Source organism: Brevundimonas diminuta (assembly GCF_050310045.1).
GTDB classification, from domain to species: domain Bacteria; phylum Pseudomonadota; class Alphaproteobacteria; order Caulobacterales; family Caulobacteraceae; genus Brevundimonas; species Brevundimonas diminuta_F.
The window spans coordinates 2251180-2267958 of record NZ_CP190005.1 but is presented as its reverse complement, the minus strand read 5'-3'; the positions used below and the strand labels follow the sequence as shown (position 1 = coordinate 2267958).

Annotated in this window: 10 protein-coding genes; 9 read left to right on the top strand and 1 reads right to left on the bottom strand. The window is 68.1% G+C overall.

Features of this window, described 5'->3' with window-relative positions:
* Positions 1-96 precede the first annotated feature (96 nt).
* The 9 genes from ACORJG_RS11010 (at position 97) to ACORJG_RS10970 (ending at position 15005) form a co-directional block, all read left to right on the top strand.
* Complete coding sequence (locus ACORJG_RS11010) at positions 97-1938, top strand: Ca2+-dependent phosphoinositide-specific phospholipase C (RefSeq protein WP_427789063.1); 1842 nt, start codon at positions 97-99, stop codon at positions 1936-1938.
* Between the two features lie 127 nt (positions 1939-2065).
* Positions 2066-4852: a TonB-dependent receptor gene (locus ACORJG_RS11005; protein WP_427789062.1), complete on the top strand. Its 2787-nt coding sequence runs from the start codon at positions 2066-2068 to the stop codon at positions 4850-4852.
* Positions 4853-4938: 86 nt separating this feature from the next.
* Positions 4939-5427, top strand: coding sequence for an RNA polymerase sigma factor (locus ACORJG_RS11000; protein ID WP_427793024.1), 489 nt, complete (start codon positions 4939-4941; stop codon positions 5425-5427).
* A gap of 84 nt (positions 5428-5511) precedes the next feature.
* The gene (locus ACORJG_RS10995) at positions 5512-6513 is read left to right on the top strand and encodes a FecR family protein (RefSeq protein ID WP_427789061.1); all 1002 of its coding nucleotides are present in this window, start codon (positions 5512-5514) and stop codon (positions 6511-6513) included.
* 140 nt (positions 6514-6653) lie between these two features.
* A complete protein-coding gene (locus ACORJG_RS10990; RefSeq protein ID WP_427793023.1) occupies positions 6654-9578 on the top strand; it encodes a TonB-dependent receptor in 2925 nt (974 codons plus the stop codon).
* A 104-nt stretch (positions 9579-9682) separates the two neighbouring features.
* Positions 9683-10291: an RNA polymerase sigma factor gene (locus tag ACORJG_RS10985; protein WP_427789060.1), complete on the top strand. Its 609-nt coding sequence runs from the start codon at positions 9683-9685 to the stop codon at positions 10289-10291.
* Positions 10233-11231 carry a FecR family protein gene (locus tag ACORJG_RS10980; RefSeq protein ID WP_427789059.1) on the top strand — a complete coding sequence of 333 codons (999 nt, stop codon included), beginning with the start codon at positions 10233-10235 and terminating at the stop codon, positions 11229-11231. Before ACORJG_RS10985 ends, ACORJG_RS10980 begins: the two co-directional genes overlap by 59 nt.
* Positions 11232-11241: 10 nt before the next feature.
* Positions 11242-13701: a TonB-dependent receptor domain-containing protein gene (locus ACORJG_RS10975; RefSeq protein ID WP_427789058.1), complete on the top strand. Its 2460-nt coding sequence runs from the start codon at positions 11242-11244 to the stop codon at positions 13699-13701.
* A 2-nt stretch (positions 13702-13703) separates the two neighbouring features.
* Entirely contained in the window at positions 13704-15005 is a 1302-nt protein-coding gene (locus ACORJG_RS10970; RefSeq protein ID WP_427789057.1) for a ComEC/Rec2 family competence protein, read from the top strand.
* 189 nt (positions 15006-15194) lie between these two features.
* On the opposite strand, the gene ACORJG_RS10965 is transcribed toward ACORJG_RS10970, so the two are convergent.
* A complete protein-coding gene (locus ACORJG_RS10965) occupies positions 15195-16763 on the bottom strand; it encodes an alkaline phosphatase D family protein (protein ID WP_427789056.1) in 1569 nt (522 codons plus the stop codon).
* Positions 16764-16779: the final 16 nt, after the last annotated feature.

Sequence of the window (16779 nt, the reverse complement as noted above, 5' to 3'; positions counted from 1 at the left end):
TGTGTCGTTGTAGGAGGGTGACGTCCTCCGCATGGTGGAGAGCAACATCGCTGTCGCGTTGGCTTGCTAGGCGTCTTCGTCCCTGCGGAGAATTACATGCTCGCCCTGTTGCTGACTCTCGTCGCCGTCGCCCTGCCTGACCCTGAGGCCGCCTGCCGCCCGGAAGCCCTGGACCTGCGCGCGGCCGGGGGCGACGGCTGCGCGCGGATATGGATGGACGCCTCCCTGAGGATGAACGACTTGGCGGCTGTGGGCACCCACAACAGCTACAAGCTGGGCATCCCCGAGCCGGACCTGGCGGCCATGGTCGCGGCGAACCCGGGCGCGATGAACCTTGACTACAGCCACCGCCCGCTGGCGGCGCAACTGGACGCCGGGGCGCGCCAGCTCGAGATCGACGTGCTGCATGATCCGCAGGGCGGCCGCTACGCTCGGCCTCGGTCGGTGCTGGGCGGCGAGGCGCCGGTCGGCGAGGCGTTCCGGCAGGCCATGGCGGCGCCTGGGTTCAAGACCCTGCACATGGCTGATGTCGACTTCCGAAGTTCATGCCTGACCTTCATCGCCTGCCTGCGCGAAATTCGCGACTGGTCGCAGGCGCACCCGCATCATGCGCCGATCCTGATCATGCTGAACGCCAAGACCGGCCAGGCCTCGCTGCCGGGCGGGGCCACGCCGCTGGAGTTCGACGGCGCGGCCTGGGATGCGCTGGACGCCGAAATCCGCTCGGTCTTCGACGCGGCGGCGCTGATCACGCCGGATCAGGTGCGGGGCGGCCGCGCCACCCTGCGCCAGGGGGTGCTGGCGGGCGGCTGGCCGACGCTGGGCCAGGCGCGCGGCAAGGTCTTCTTCGCCCTGGACGAGGGGCCGGCGAAGGTCGCGGTCTATGCGGCCGGCCGCCCGTCGCTGGAGGGCAGGGCGATGTTCGTCAATACCGACGAGGCCAGCCCCGCCGCCGCCTATCTGACGCTCAACGATCCGGTGGCTCAGCAGGACCGCATCCGCGCGGCGGTGCGCCAGGGCTTCATCGTCCGTACCCGCGCCGACGCCGACACCCAGGAGGCCCGGACGGCTGACGTGACCCGTCGCAGCGCCGCCTTCGCCAGCGGCGCGCAATACGTCTCGACGGACTACATGTGGGCCGATCCGCGCTTTCCGACCTATCAGGTGCGGATGGCGGGCGGCGTGGCGGCGGTCTGCAACCCGGTGCGGGTCGAAAATCGTTGCGACGCCCTGGCGATCGAAATGGTCGAGGGCCAGCCTGCGCGCGGCTATCTCGCGCCGGACGCACGGCCCGATCTGACGACGGTGCTGGCCCCGCCGCCCGAGCCCGGTTCGCCTCGGGACCGCGCCGACGCCGAGGTCTTCCGCGAGACGCGAGCCCTGCAGGGCGGGCCGCGCTGGGCCCTGGCCACGGACGACGTCACCGGGGACATGTACGACCACTTCGCCGAGGCCATGGGGGTGCGGTTGTCGACGGAGCAGGCCCCCGTGCTCACGGCCCTGCTGGATCGGTCGGGCGACGACCGTTCCGTGGTTGGCGACGCCAAGGTCCATTGGGGAACCAGGCGGCCCTACATCGGCATGGACCTCGCGATCTGCGAAGCCAAGACTGATCATCTGGGGGGCAATCCGGACTATCCCTCGGGCCACGCCGCCCATGGCGTGCACGTCGCCATGATCCTGGCCGAACTGGCGCCGCAGCGGGCCGACGCCCTGTACGCGCGGGGCCGCGCCTTCGCCGAGAGCCGCTATATCTGCGGTTCGCACAGCTATAGCGCGGCCGAGGCGGGCATCCTGTCGGGCGCGGTCATCTACGGCGCCGAGCAGCGGTCCGAGACCTTCCGGCGCGACATGCAGGCTGCAAGGGCCGAGGTGCAGGCCGCCCTGGCGCGCGCCGACCAGGCCGGTCGGGCTGAGGCCAAAGCGACAGCACCGTGAAGTTTGAATGAAACCCGCTGTCTTACGCTGAGGGGCCGCCCGGCGGCGTCGTTGACGGCGGCGGGGCACGGTCTGGACAGCCGTCCGGCGCCCGCCGTCGCAACATCGACCCGCGGAGATATCTCAAGTGATCGGACTGAACCAAAAGGGCGGCCAGGGCCGCGCCGGCCGCATGGCCTTGCTGATGGGCGGCTGCGCCGTGGTGGGACTGATGGTCGCCTCGGGCGCCCAGGCCCAGGCCGCCGCCGAGGGAGAGCAGGCCGTCCAATTGGACGAGATCGTCGTCACCGGCAGCTATCGGCGCAGCCTGGCGCAGGCCGTCGACATCAAGCGCGACAACATCGGCTTCTCCGACTCCATCGTGGCGACGGACGTCGCCAACTTCCCGGAGCAGAACCTGGCCGAGGCGTTGCAGCGCATGCCGGGCGTGACCATCGAGCGCAACAAGGGCCTGGGCGGCCGCGTCATGGTCCGCGGCCTGCCGAGCGACTTCACCTTCGTCACCATCAACAACCTGGGCACGGCCTCGGGCAGCGGCGGGCGCGACGTCGAGTTCGACATCTTCGCCTCGGAGATCATCCAGCAGGTCACGGTCCAGAAGTCCCCCCGCGCGGCCGATGAAGAAGGCGGCGTCGCCGGCTCGGTCAACATTTCCACGGCGCGGCCGTTCGACTACGCCGGCCGCAAGTTCGTCACCTCGGTCGAAGGCGCACACAACTCCATCTCGGAAGAGATCGATCCCAAGGTCTCGTTCCTGGCCAGCGACACGTGGGGCGACTGGGGCGGATTGGCGTCCTTCTCGATCGCCCGTCGCACCAACCGCACCGATTCCAACTCGGGCATCAACTTCCGGCCCATGTTCCGTTTCCTGGAAGCCTCGGGCACGCGGGCCGATCAGGCGGCCGAGGTCCTGGAGCGGGACGCCGGGGTCGTGGTGCAGGACCGCGCCAACCGCGATGAAACCGGCCGCATCATCTTCCAGGACAAGGTCGGCGACCGCGTCTATCTGAACACCCAGGACCAGTGGGGCGGCACCCTGGCGCTGCAGTACAAGCCCTCGTCCAACTTCGACCTGTCGTTCGACGCCATGGTCGGCGGCTATGAAGCCGTCGAGGACGAGTACGACGCCGCGGCCTATTCCGCCTCCAGCCGCAGCACCCTGGAGACGATCCACGCCTACGACGACACGACGCTGGCCGACCATGGCATGGTCATCCTGCGCGATGTCTCTTACACCGCCACCCAGCATGAGATGCTCAGCAAGGAGCGGATCAACGAGACCGAATACGCCCAGTTCGGAATGGAAATGAACTGGCGTGGCGATAACTGGAAATTGCACGCTCTGGCGGGTTATTCCGGGGCCGAGAAAACGCTCGACCACTCCAACCTGAAGCACGTCGCCTATGCGCCGTCGCGGACGCGCTGGACGGACCGCGGCGGTGAAACGGTGCGCAGCGACGACCCTGCGTCGATCGACATGTATGACTCGCCGCAGAGCTACCTGTTCGAAGCCTATGAGACGACGCGCGAGAGCATCACCGACGACAAATACGCGGCCCAGATCGACTTCACGCGCTACCTCGACCTCGACTTCTTCCCGGCCCTGACCAGCATCCAGGTCGGCGCGCGCTATACGGACAAGTCCAAGGAGCGCCAGTATGGCCAACTGAACATCCAGGGACCGAAGGCCGGGGATTCCTCATGGGCCAACACGCGCACCATGGCGGACAGCGAACTGACTCCGATCGGCGACTTGGTCCCTGGCGGCGGCTACAATGTGCGCGACCTGACCTGGAGCCAGGTGTCCAACGCCTATGCGCGCGACTTCTTCCGCTACGACGGCTTCTCGACCCCGTTCGACGACGGCCAGTATTACGAAGTCTCCGAAGAGGCGACGGCGCTCTACGCCATGGCCGACTTCAACTTCGACATTGGTCCGGTGCCGGTCGCCGTCAACGGCGGCGCGCGGTATGTCGACACGACCGTCGTGTCCTCGGGCTTCCACCAGATCCAGAATTCCGACGGCTCCACCGGCTACACGCCGGAGCCGGTGTCGAGCGAAGGCGGCTACAGCAAGGTCCTGCCCAGCTTCAACTTCACCGCGGAGTTGACCGACAACCTGCTGCTGCGCGGCGCGGCGTCGGAAACCCTGATGCGTCCGGCCCTGACCGACCTGGCCTACAAACGCACCGCCAGCTGGAACTCGTTCCGCTTCACCGACGGCAACCCGAACCTCAGGCCGACCTACGCCAAGCAGTGGGAAGTGGGCCTGGAGAAGTATTTCGGCGACGGCGGCCTGCTCGCGGTGTCGTATTTCTGGAAGGAGATCGAAGGCGTCGTGCGCAACGAACTGACCGGCACGGTGCCCGACGTCACGAAGTACAACGCCAACGGCACGATCGACGGCGTCTATGATTTCGACGTCTACCAGCCGGTCAACGCCGAGGGCGCCTATGAGGTCAGCGGCGTCGAACTGGTGGCCATTGTGCCGCTGGGCATGATCTACCGTCCGCTGGAAGGGTTCGGGATCAACGCCAACTATACGGTGCTGGACAGCTCCCTGACGGGCGAATCCGACATCGGCATCCCGACGCCGCCGGTCGGCCTGGCCGAGTCCACCTACAACTTCACCCTGTTCTACGAAAACGAGCGCTTCCAAGCGCGCGCCTCCTACAACTTCAAGGACAAGTACGTCGAAGGCATCGGCTATGAGATGTATCCGATCTGGCGGGACGGCTACGGCCAGACCGACATCTCGATCAGCTACAACGTCAATGACCGGGTTCAGGTGAGCCTCGAAGGCATCAACATCACCGACGAACCGACCATCGGCTACACGATGGATCCGTCGTTCCCGACCATGTACGAATTGTCGGGACGCCGTGTCTCGCTCGGCCTGCGAGCGAGCTTCTGATCCCCGAAGCCGCCAGCAAGACTGACCCCCCCTCCTGTGGAGGGGGGGTCTTTGCGCGTGCGACGGAGGCGGGCGCCGACGCCTTCATCGCCGATCTGCGCCGTGAACTTGTCCTCTGGCTGACCCGCAAGGGCGCGGCGGCGTCCGATGTCGAGGACGTGGTGCAGGAGGCGTTTTTCCGCTTCCACCGCGCTGGTCACGACCTGGCTGGCGCGGACGCGCGACCGCTGTTGTTCGTCATCGCCCGCAATTTGCAGCGCGATCGCTGGAAGGTCGAGGGCCGGGAGGCCCGTCGTCGGGTGGATGACGATGTGCATACGATGGATTCAGGACCCCGCGCCGTCGCCAGTCGGGCGAGCCCTGTCGACGAGCGCCTGATCCAGCGCCAGAATCTGGCGGCGGCCGCCGCCACGATCCGCGCCCTGCCGCCGCGCTGCCGCGACGCATTCCTGCTGAATCGCTTCGAGAGCCTGACCTATCGCCAGATCGCCGCGCGGTTGGGCGTATCCGTCAGCATGGTGGAGAAATACGTCGCAGAAGCGCTCCGTCAGCTGAAAAACATGCGTGAGGGCTGAGGTGTCGTGGGTCTGGATCGTTGTGGTTGTCGAGGGCCGCAGCCGCATGCTTTGTCGGCCTCGCCAGGAAAGATTCGTACGCCCATGATCAACCGTCTGACGGCTCTGTTCGATCGCCGGCCGCAAACGGCCGAGGACTGGCTCGCGCGCATGGGCCGGCCGGATGTCGGCACGAGAGATCAGGAAGCGTTCATGACCTGGATGGAGGCGGACCCCGACCATCTGCGCCAGTACGAAACGATCAAGGCGGCCCAGGCCGCCCTGTCGCCCCTGCGCGGTGTCTTCGCCGACGATCTGAACCGGCTTGGACGGCGGTCGTCGGGACGGGCCTTCCGCCAGGGCCGCCCTCTGGCGATAGGCGGCGCTCTGGCTGCGGCCGTCGTCGTCGGGGTTGCGCTTCTGCCGTTGGCTCGGCAGCCGAATGGCGTTTCGCCGCTGCTGTATGAAGCGGGCGCGACCGAGATCCGGGACGTGATCCTGAGCGACGGGACCCGCGTCACCTTGGACGCCGGCTCCGCGATTCGCGTGGCCATGGCCGACGACGTCCGCCGTGTCGAGATGACGCGCGGAGCGGCCTACTTCGATGTCGCCCATGACGCCGACCACCCGTTCCAGGTCGCCGTGGCCGATCGCAAGGTGATCGTCACCGGCACGCGTTTCGTCACGACGCTCAATACGGCCGGCGGCGAAGTGGCCCTGCTGGAGGGGAGGGTGCTGGTCGGCCGTCACGACGCGACTCAAAAAGGCGCCCTCGACGAGGCGGTCCCCCTGGCGCCGGGCCACCGTCTGGCCTTCAGGGCAGGCGAAACCGGGGGGCGGCCTGAAGCCGCCGATGTCGAACTGACCACGGCCTGGCGTCAGCGTCGGCTCATATTCCGCGACGTCCCTCTGTCGCAGGTGATCGCGGCCGCTGGCCGCTATTCCGGACAGCCGCTGGTGATCGAAGATCCCCGCCTGGCGCGGATGCGGGTGACGGCGGTCCTGCCCCTGGAGGGCGCCCAGCCCCTGGTCGAACGCATGGACGAGCTTCTGCCCATTCGCGTCACTCCGACCGCCGACGGCCGCGCCGCGATCCGCGCCGAATAGGAGGCCATCGCAGAGCTGTCACGCCCGGCGGCTAAGGCTTCGGTGTCTCCTTTCGGCTGTCTCGACAGGGTTCGCCTGGCTTGAAACCCTCAGTGTCATCGCTGCAGCGAAACGCTCTCGGCGGGACGGCGCTCGCCTTGATGCTGAGCCTGGCGACGGGCGTCTCGGCGGCTGTTCAGGATGAAATCCACATGCTCGACATTCCGGCGCAGGACGCGGCGTCGGCCCTGGTGGAGCTCTGCCTGGCGGCGAATTGCGAACTGGCTTTCGTCGGTCCCGCTCGAGGCGAAGTGCGAACGCGCGCCCTGCGCGGACGGATGTCCTGGCGCACGGCGGTGCAGCGACTGACCGCAGGAACGGAACTGCGTCACCGCTTTGTCGGCGAGCGCGGTGTACGCATCTGGCTGGTCCCGCGTCCTGCTCCGCCTCCCTTGGCGCCGTCTGCCGAGCCGACAGAGGTGGCCCCGGTCTTCGTGCACGGCCGTCTTTCGGATCAGATCGACGAAACCCTGCGCCGCAAACGTGCGGCGGACGCCATCACCGATGGAGTGTCGTCCGAGCGCATGGGCGATCTGCCCGCCGCCAATCTGGCCGAGGCGCTGCAGCGCGTTCCGGGCGTCACGATCGAACGCGAGGTGGGCGAGGGCCAGTTCGTCAGCGTGCGCGGGCTGGGGCCGCTGTTCCAGTCCGTGACCCTGAACGGCGCGCCGGTCGCCTTCAGCGAGAATATCCGCAACTCCACCCAGAGCGGCCGGCAGTTCCGATTTCGCGCCCTGTCCGCCGACCTCCTGGCCGGGGCGCGTCTGACCAAGACGGCCACGCCTGATCTCATCGACGGCGGCATCGGCTCCAATATCGACATCGAGACCATCGGCGGTCTGGACGGCGCCCCTTTCCTGACGGCGCGCGCGGGCGCGGGACTGGAAGCGCGCACCGGACGGCGGGCGCCGGATGTCTCGGCGGCGGGGCGGCACGTGGCCGCGGACGGGGCCTGGGGCCTGGTGGCCGGCGTGTCGGAAGAGCAGCGGTCGGTTCTGTACGACCGCTTCCAGATTCAGCGCTACACGGATCTGGCCATAGAAGGGCGGATGGCGGCGGCTCCCACCGATGTCCGCACGACGATCGAACGCGAGGATCGCCGACGCCGCAGCGCCTTCCTTGGCGCGGACTGGCGCGCGACCCCGTCCCTGAGCCTGGATTTCGACGCCCTGATCTCGACGTTCGACAACACCATCCGCGAGGATCGGCTGGTGTTCAGCCTGGGTGAGCGACTGCAGGATTCCGGCGTGGCGCTTGCCGTGCGGAACGGGGTGGTGACTTCGGCCGACGTGCCGGAAGGCCGCATCGACAACAACACCGAGGTTTCGGATCAGGCCCATCTGAACATGACGGCGGCGCTGGGGGCCGAAATTCTGTGGGGCGGCTGGCGCATCAATCCGAGGCTCAGCGGGTCGGCGGCGGAATCCAGACTGGATACGCCCCTGCTGCGGCTGTCGTCGCGGGCGGCGACGACGCCGGCCTATAGTCTGGATATCGGCGGAGCCGATGAAGCGCGGCGCGCGCGCCTGCTGCATACGGACCTGGACTTGCTGGATCCCGGCCTTCTCGTCGAGCCGCGCCTGACCGTGCGCGCCGTGGCCTCGCGTGACGAAGACTGGACGGGCCTGATCGACGCGCGCAGCACGATCGATCTCGCCTGGGGCGGGGTTCGCCTGTCCGCCCTGCAGATAGGAGGGCAGTTCAGCGACCGCAGTCGCGATTACCAGCGCCGCGACCGTCAGGCCGCGTTGCGCCCTGGCGCGACGGTCACTCCGGGCTTTTATACGGGCGGGGTTCCGGGCGATGTCTTCGCGAACCTTCTGCGCGTGCGTCCCGGACCCTGGGCGACGGCGGATTTCGAGCGTTTCAGCCAGGTCTTCGTCATTCCCGGCGAGCGGGACGACGTGATGGCGCACCCGCGCGATCTGATCCCCACCGGCGCCGACCTTCAGAACTCCTATCGCGTCGGGGAGCGCGCGGTGGCGGCCTATGTTCGTTTCGACCTGGAGGGCACGCTGGCCGAGCGCCCCCTTACGGGCAACTTCGGTGTTCGACTGGTCCATACCCGGACCGAGGTCGATGGCGCCGTGCTGGGCGTGGACGGCGACGGCGCGGCTCAGATCCAGCGCACGGCCTATGCCGGCGGCGGCCGCGTCTGGCTGCCCAGCGCCAACCTCGCCCTGGCTTTCGACGACCGGCGCCTGCTGCGCCTGGCGGCTTCGCGCACCGTCACTCGCCCGTCGCTGGCCGACCTGAGCTCAGCCACCGTGCCGGCCAGCACCCTGGTTTCGGCCGTCTTCAACCGTGGCCAGGCCGAGATCGACAGCCCTTCGCCGGGAACCATCTTCTCGGGCGTCGGCGGCAACCCTGCGCTCCAGCCCTATCTGTCGACCAATCTGGACCTGTCGTGGGAATGGACCTTTCCTCGCGGCGGCCTGAGCGTGGCCCTGTTCCACAAGTCGATCGACGATTTCATTCTGAACGTCGAAGCGCTCGAACCCCTGGTGTTCGAGACGCGAGCCGGACCGCCGGTGATGGCCGACGTTCTGATGGCCCGTCCCCGCAATGTCGGCCATGCGACCATCCAGGGGCTGGAGTTGGGCTTTCATCGTCGTCTGAGTTCCGGCTTGGGCCTCTGGGCTAGCGCGACATGGACCGACGCGGCGGCGACCGACCGGCGTAGTCAGGAGCGCCATGATCTCGCCGGCGTTTCCCGCTTCGCCTATACGCTGAATCCCTTCTTCGAACGCGGCCCCTTCGCCGCCAGCCTGGCCTGGTCCTGGCGTTCGGCCTTTCGGTCGGAAGCCGACATGCAGGGCGGCGGGGTTTCGGCCTTCGTCGTCGCACCCGCCGGCTATCTGGACGCTCAGGTCAGTTGGGATCTGAGCCCTGCCGCCCAATTGGTGATCGCCGCCTCGAACCTGACCGACACGACGGAGATGGCCTACGAATCCCAACCCGAACGTCTGCTTCAACTTGGACATGCAGGCCCGAACTATCTCGTCAGCCTTCGCTGGACGCTTTAGGAGAACGGCCCGAGCGTCGTTTTACGCATGGCCGGCCCTCGTCCCTCCGGCCAAGGTTGCAGGGCTGTGCAGGGATTGTCACAACCTGCTGCTAGTCGTTGACCATGGGGTTGGCTTCGACAGAACGCGCAGCGTGGCTGGGACAGCATGTCTTCCCGCATGAAGCGCAGCTGCGCAATTGGCTGTCGCGCAGGACTCTTTCGGGCTTTGAGGTCGATGACGTCATTCAGGAGACCTACGCCGTTCTGGCGGGTCTGGAGCGCGTCGATCACATCCGCAATCCGCGTACCTATATGTTCGAGGTGGCCAAATCCATCGTTTTGCAGGCGTTGCGCCGGTCCCGGGTCGTGACCTTCGACGCCCTCGCGGAGATGGCCGACGGCATGTCGCTTCCAAACGCCGAACCCAGCCCCGAGCGCATTGTCGCCGACCGACAGGAACTGGGCCGCGTCGCCGCGCTCATCGCCGGCCTCCCGCCGAAATGCAGGGAGGTCTTCACCCTGAGGAAGGTGCAGGGCCTGTCGCAGAAGGAGGTCGCCGGGCGCCTCGGCATCTCCGAAAACACGGTCGAAAAGCATGTCGGAAAGGCCCTGCTCATCTTGACCGCGAAAGTGGGGGATGGCGGAAGCGGCCGTCTCGAGTCATCTAACCATCGTGACAGCATCAAAACTTCCTCTGACCGACGCCCTGCCGGAAAGCGCCGCCGACATTGAAGCCGCTGCGGTCGCCTGGGCGGCCAAGGTCGATCGCGGCGGCCTGTCGGCCTCGGACCAGGCGGCGCTCGAAGCCTGGGCGGCGGCCGATCCGCGACGCGCCGGCGCCTATGCGCGCGCCCTGGCGGCCAGCGCCTATTTCGATAAGGCCGCCGCCCTGGGCCCCGGTTTCGCGCCGTCGCGCCATCCCGCCGCCGCCCGGCCGATGGACCGGCGGTGCCTGCTGGGCGGCGCGGGCGCCCTGATCGCCGCCTCGGTCGTCGGCGGCGTCGGCGTTTACGCCCTTTATGGGCGCGGCCGGATCGCGACGCCCAAGGGCGATGTCCGCCGCGTCTCCCTGTCCGAGGGTTCGGCCATCACCCTGAACACGGACACGGCGCTGCGCCGCGCCCTGGGGCCCGACCTGCGGCGGATCGACCTGCTGAAGGGCGAGGCCCTGTTCGACGTCGCCAAGGACCCGAGCCGGCCTTTCGTGGTCTTCGCCCGCGGCGTCCAGGTGCTTGCGGTCGGCACCAGCTTCACCGTGCGCCTGCATGACGACGGCCGCGTCGACGTGGCGGTCAGCGAGGGGGTGGTGGAGGTCCGCAAGCCCGATGCGCCGATGGTGCGCCTCGTGGCGGAGACCCAGGCCTTCGTCCCGACGCAGGGCGACATCGAACGGGCGCCCGCCCCAGCCGCCGCGCTGGAACGCGCCCTGGCCTGGCGCGAGGGCCGGATCGACCTGGCGGGCATGAGCCTGGCCCGCGCCGCCGAGGAGTTCGCCCGCTATTCCGACCGTCCGATCCTGATCGAGGACCCGGCCGTGGGGGCCATGAAGGTGACGGGCGTCTATTCCGTCAACGACCCGGAAGGTTTCGCGCGCGCCGCCGCCCTGAGCTTCGACCTGGAGGCGTCGGCCGACCCGGGCGCCATCCGCATTCGCCGGGCCGGATTGTCATAGAAGTTTCTCGATGGCGCATGGCGGGAAACGCGCCGCGCCGCATCTAGACCCTGTAACCGGCGCGACGCCGGGCGAATTTCGGGGCATCCAGATCATGTCGTTCAACTATATTCTGGGTTGCGGCGCCGCCGTGGCCGTGGCGGCGCTCGCCCTGCCGGCGGCCGCCCAGGAGCGGTCCTTCAATATCCCGACCCAGGACCTCGCCTCGGCGATCTCGGCCTTCGGCCGCCAGTCGGGCCTGCAGATCGTCGCCCCGGCCGACCACGCGCCGGGGCAGCGCAGCCGCGCCGTCGTCGGGCGCATGGACGCCCGGGCGGCCCTGCGCCAGCTGATCGCCGGCTCGGGTCTGGAGATCGCTTCGGACAAGGGCGACGTCATCGTCCTGAGGCGGTCGGCCGAATCCTTTCAGGCGGCCCCGGCGGGTGAGATAGAGCCCGCCCGCCTGGACGAGATCATCGTCACCGCCCAGAAGCGCGACGAACGGGCCCAGAGCGTGCCGATCGCCCTGTCCGCCTTTTCGGCCGACACGATCGAGCGGTTCCAGCTCGACAGCCTGCGCGACGTCTCGCGCCTGACGCCGGGGCTGCTGGTCTCCGCCTTCAACCAGTCGAGCCCGACCATCGCCGTGCGCGGCGCCACCAACACCTTCACCCAGATCGGCGCCAACAAGCCGGTCGCCGTGGTGGTCGACGATCTGTTTATCCCGCGCAACAGCGCCGCCACCTTCGAGCTTTACGGCCTCAACTCCATCCAGGTGCTCAAGGGGCCGCAAGGCGCCCTGTTCGGCCGCAACGTCACCGGCGGCGCCATCGTGCTGGACACCGGCCGGCCCGATCTCGGCTCTACCGGCGGTTCTGCCCGCGTGGGCGCAGGCTCCTTCAACCTGCGCCAGTTCGACGGCTACGTCGATCTGCCGGTCGGCGACATGGCCGCATTCCGCTTGGCCGGCTCGATGAAGACCCGCGACGGCTACGGCCGCGACCGGCTGACCGGGCGCGAACAGGACGATCAGGAAAGTCACGGCCTGCGCGCCCAGCTGCGGGTGATCCCCAACGACGTGCTGGAAGTGCTGCTGGGCGCCGACTACAGCGACGACCACAACGGCGGCCGCACCCTGTCGTCCAAGGGAGCCGGCGACGACGGCGATCGCCGCACCTCCGAGCTCGACTTTCCCCAGGGCTTCGACCGCGACCAGTGGGGCGCCTCGGCGCGCGCCTTCTGGACCTTGCCGGTCGGCCAGGCGACCTCGATCACCGGCTATCGCCGCTCGCAGTCCGGCGAGGACTATTCGGGCACAGGGACCAGCTACCGCTTCCTGGCGTCGGGCAATCAGACGGTGAATCGCGACGTCGACCAGGTCGGCCTGTTCTCGCAGGAAATCCGCTACGCCAGCCCGCAGTGGGGCTGGGGCGACTTCGTGGCCGGCCTGTATTTTTCCAGCGAGGACGCCAAACGCCAGCTGACCGTCCGCAACCTGGCCGCCGGGACGGGGCGAGAGACCTCCAACGTCCTGACCGACCAGGCGGTGGAGACGCTGAGCTACGCCGTCTTCGCCAATGCGACCTTCCGCCTGGGCCGCGACCTCGACCTGTCCGTGGGCGCCCGCTACACCGTCGATGAGAAGACCGCCTCCCTGAACCGCGTCGATGCGCCCAGCGCCGCCAACAGCTTCCGCGCTGACGACCTGAAGGCCGACTGGAGCGAGGTCACGCCGCGCGTCGTCCTGACCTGGTCGCCGCGCCAGGACGTCCACGCCTACGCCAGCGTCACCCGAGGCTATACCGCCGGAGGCTTCAACACCGATGCGGCCGCCCTGTCGGCTCTGACCACGCCGTTCGACCCCGAAACGGTCACCAACTACGAACTGGGCGTGAAGTCCCAGTGGCTGGACGACCGCCTGCGTATCAACGCCTCGATCTTCCAGATGGACTACAAGGACAAGCAGGAGCTGTTCTTCAACAACCTGACCCGCGTCCTGACCATCACCAACGCCGGCCAGGCGACGATCAAGGGGGCCGAGTTGGAGATGGCCTATCGGCCGACGTCCTGGCTGCGGCTGTCGGGGACCTATGGCCTGCTCGACGCGGTCTATGATGAGTTCATCATTCCCGGCGGGGCGGTCTATACGGGCAACAGCCTGGGCTCCTCGCCCCGCAACAAGGGCTCGCTGGCGGCCGATCTGGACCTGCCGCTGGGCGAGGTCGGCTATCTGATCGGCTCGGCCAGTTGGGCGCACACCGACGGCTACAACACCGGTGCGGCGGCGGACCCGAACCTTGAAATCCAGTCCTACGCCCTGACCAATCTGATGGTCGGCTATGAGCCGCCCAGCCGCGCCTGGCGAGCGACCGCCTGGGTCAGGAACGCCGGCGACGTGGACTATGTGCTGACGCCCTCGACCCAGGGCGTCCTGGCCGAATACCTCGGCGAGCCCCGCACCTGGGGGATGACCCTCTCGGCGCGATTCTGACCGTGTCCTGGTCGCGCCGCAAGGTTTTGCTGCTGGCCGGCGGCGCGGCGGCCGGCGCCGGGTTCGGCGCGCCCGCCTGGGCCCAGGCCCCCGCCGTCGACACAGTCGGGCGGCGCCTGCGGCCCTGGCGGCCGGGCGAGCTGGACATCCACCACATCGCCACGGGGCGGGGCGAATCCACCCTGGTCATCGGGCCGGACGGCTCCAGCCTGATGATCGACGCCGGCGCCTCGGCCGGGGCCTCGCCCCCGGCCCTGTCCGTGCGCCCCGACGCTAGCCGGCGGGCCGGCCAGTGGATCGGCCGCTACGCCCAGCGGCGGCTGGACGAGACGGGCGGCCGCGAGATCGACGTCTTCCTGGCCACCCATCAGGACCCGGACCATATCGGCGACGTCGATCCCGACGCGCCCCTGGCCCCGGGCGGTTATCGCCTGACGGGGGTGAGCGACGTCGACGCGGTCGTCCCGATCCGTCGCCTGGTCGATCGGGGTTTCCCGGACTACGACACGCCCGCGCGCTCGACGGCGCCATTTCGGCTCAACTACGAGGCCTTCGTGCGCGCGCGACTGGCCCAGGGCCGGTCGGTCGAGCGGTTCCGGGCCGGGGCGCTCGACCAATTGCGCCGGGGCGGCGAGGCCGCTCTCTTTCCCGAGTTCTCGATCCGGAACATCGCAGTCAACGGCGAAGTCTGGACCGGAGAAGGCGAGGCGGTTCGGCCGCTGTTTCCGTCCCTGACGGCGCTTCCGAGCGAAGATCGCCCCGAGGAGAACGTCTGGTCGGCGGCCCTTCGCCTCTCGTATGGCGACTTCGATTATTTCATTGGGGGCGATCTGACGAGCAGTACGTTCGACGGCGCTCTGCCGTGGCGCGATGTCGGCACGGCGGCGGCCAAGGCTGCAGGCCCCGTCGAGGTGGCGGTGACGCCGCACCATGGCATGTTCGACGGCGTCAGCGCCGAGATGGGCCGAGCGCTTACGCCCAGGATATGGGTCGTCCCTGCCTGGCATGCAGTGCATCCGAGCCTTTCCATCTTGGAGCGATTGTTCAGCCCGCATCTGTACCCTGGTCCGCGAGAGGTGTTCGCCACTGGCCTTGATCCGAGCACGGCTGCCGCCGCGCCCTGGCTGATGGACCGTCTCTCAAGCCGTGACGGTCACGTGATCGTTCGCGTGTCGCCTGGAGGCCGAACCTATCACATTGTGGTCACGGACAACGCGGACGAGGGCGATCGGGTGACGGCGACCTTCGGCCCGTTCGAAGCGGTGCCGCCCTTGTCAGATGAACTCGGGCCGCTACGGCAGTGAACAGGATCATGAGCGTGGGCATGATGAGGGGCCTTGACGGCTGTGGGATACGCCGGGAGCGAGGAAATTTTGCCTGTTCGCCGTCGCAGCGTCGAGGCTCCGGAATTTACCGGCCTTCCCTGCGACGCAACGACATGAACGGCCTAAGCAACTTGAAGGAAGAGAGCGTCGGGGCGGGACGCGCGCGTTCTACAGCTTGTGCAGCTTCGCTTGATGCGGCTCGGCGGCGTAGACGCCAAGCGTGCTCATTATGCCGCCCGGTTCTGACACCTTGTCGATGACCTTGACGCTGGTCACCCATTCGCGGGGCGTGATGTCGAAAAGCTGATATCCGCGCCGATCCGTATACATCCGCCAGTGAGGATTATCGGGCATCAGCGAGGCGGTTTTTTTCTCGCCTTCTCCGTTTCCGCCTGAACTGATGGAAGACGCGAGGAATTCGACCGCGGCCTTCTCGCCGTCCAGCGCGCGGTCGTCGACAGGAATCTCGCCCGCCCCGTGTCTGTGGTTGTCGCCGCTGGCCACGACCACATTGGTCAGTCGGCGACGACGGAGGGTGTCGATCAGGCGCTGGCGCGCGGGCCGATAACCGTCCCACAGGTCGGTTGCGAAGAGCCCTTCGGCGCCCCCGATTTCGGACCGGAAATCCAAGGGCATCATGATGACCTGCTGGGCGAGCAGGTTCCAGTTCGTCTCATGGCCCAGCCCTTCGTCCAGCCAGGTCTCCTGGGCCTGGCCCAGCATGTTGGCGCTGCGGGCTTCAGGCGGACAGACATTGCCCCGGAAGCGGTCATCGCAAGGCTGGTCGTCGCGATAGGAGCGCGTGTCCAGCACATGCATCCGCAGCAGGCGGCCATAGTCCAGACGGCGATAGGCCTTCACGCCCGCAAGCGTCGGGAACTGCGCGCGGCGGACCGGCATGTTCTCGTACCAGGCCTGCAGGGCCGCGAACCGGCGCAGCATGAAGACCTCGGGCGGGGTGCCGTCCTGATCGTAGGCCCCGGCCCAATTGTTATCGACCTCGTGGTCGTCGAAGCTGCAGGTGAAGGCGCTGGCGGCGTGGACGGCGATCAGGCCGGGATCGCTCTTGTACTGGGCATAACGACGACGATAGTCGTCGAGACTGTAGATCTCGCCGCCGAAGTGCTGGCGCACAGAGCCGGCTCCATGTCCCGCAACGGGCGCGGCGGCCCCGCCCCCCTCGTAGATGTAGTCGCCATAGTGGAAGACCAGGTCCAGGTCGGGCTCGCGCGACAGGTGCTCCCAGGCGTCATAGAAGCCCTGGGCGTAGTGGTTGCAGCCGCCGACCCCGATGCGCAGTCGTTGAAGCGTCGCGCCGGCCAGGGGCGCCGTCACCGCCGTGCCGACATTGCTCAGATCCGATCCGGCTACGGCGAAACGATACCAATAGCGCCGATATGGCATCAGTCCCTCGACCTCGACATGAACCGAATGCCCCATCTCGGGCCGGGCGACGGCCTCGCCCTGACGAACCACGCGGGTGAAGCTGTCGTTTTCGGAGACCTCCCAGCGCACGGGAACGCGGACGGCGGGCATGCCGCCGTGCTCGTCCAGAGGGCGGGGCGCCAGCCGCGTCCAGATGACGAAGCCGTCCGGCCACGGGTCGCCCGACGCCACCCCCAGCGTGAAGGGATTGGCGCCGAGGGGCTGGGCCCGCAGCGGCGAGTGCGACAGGCCGGTCAGCATCGGAATGCCGACACCCGCCAGGATCAGATTGCGGCGATTGAACTGGCTCATGACTGCGTCCTCGAGG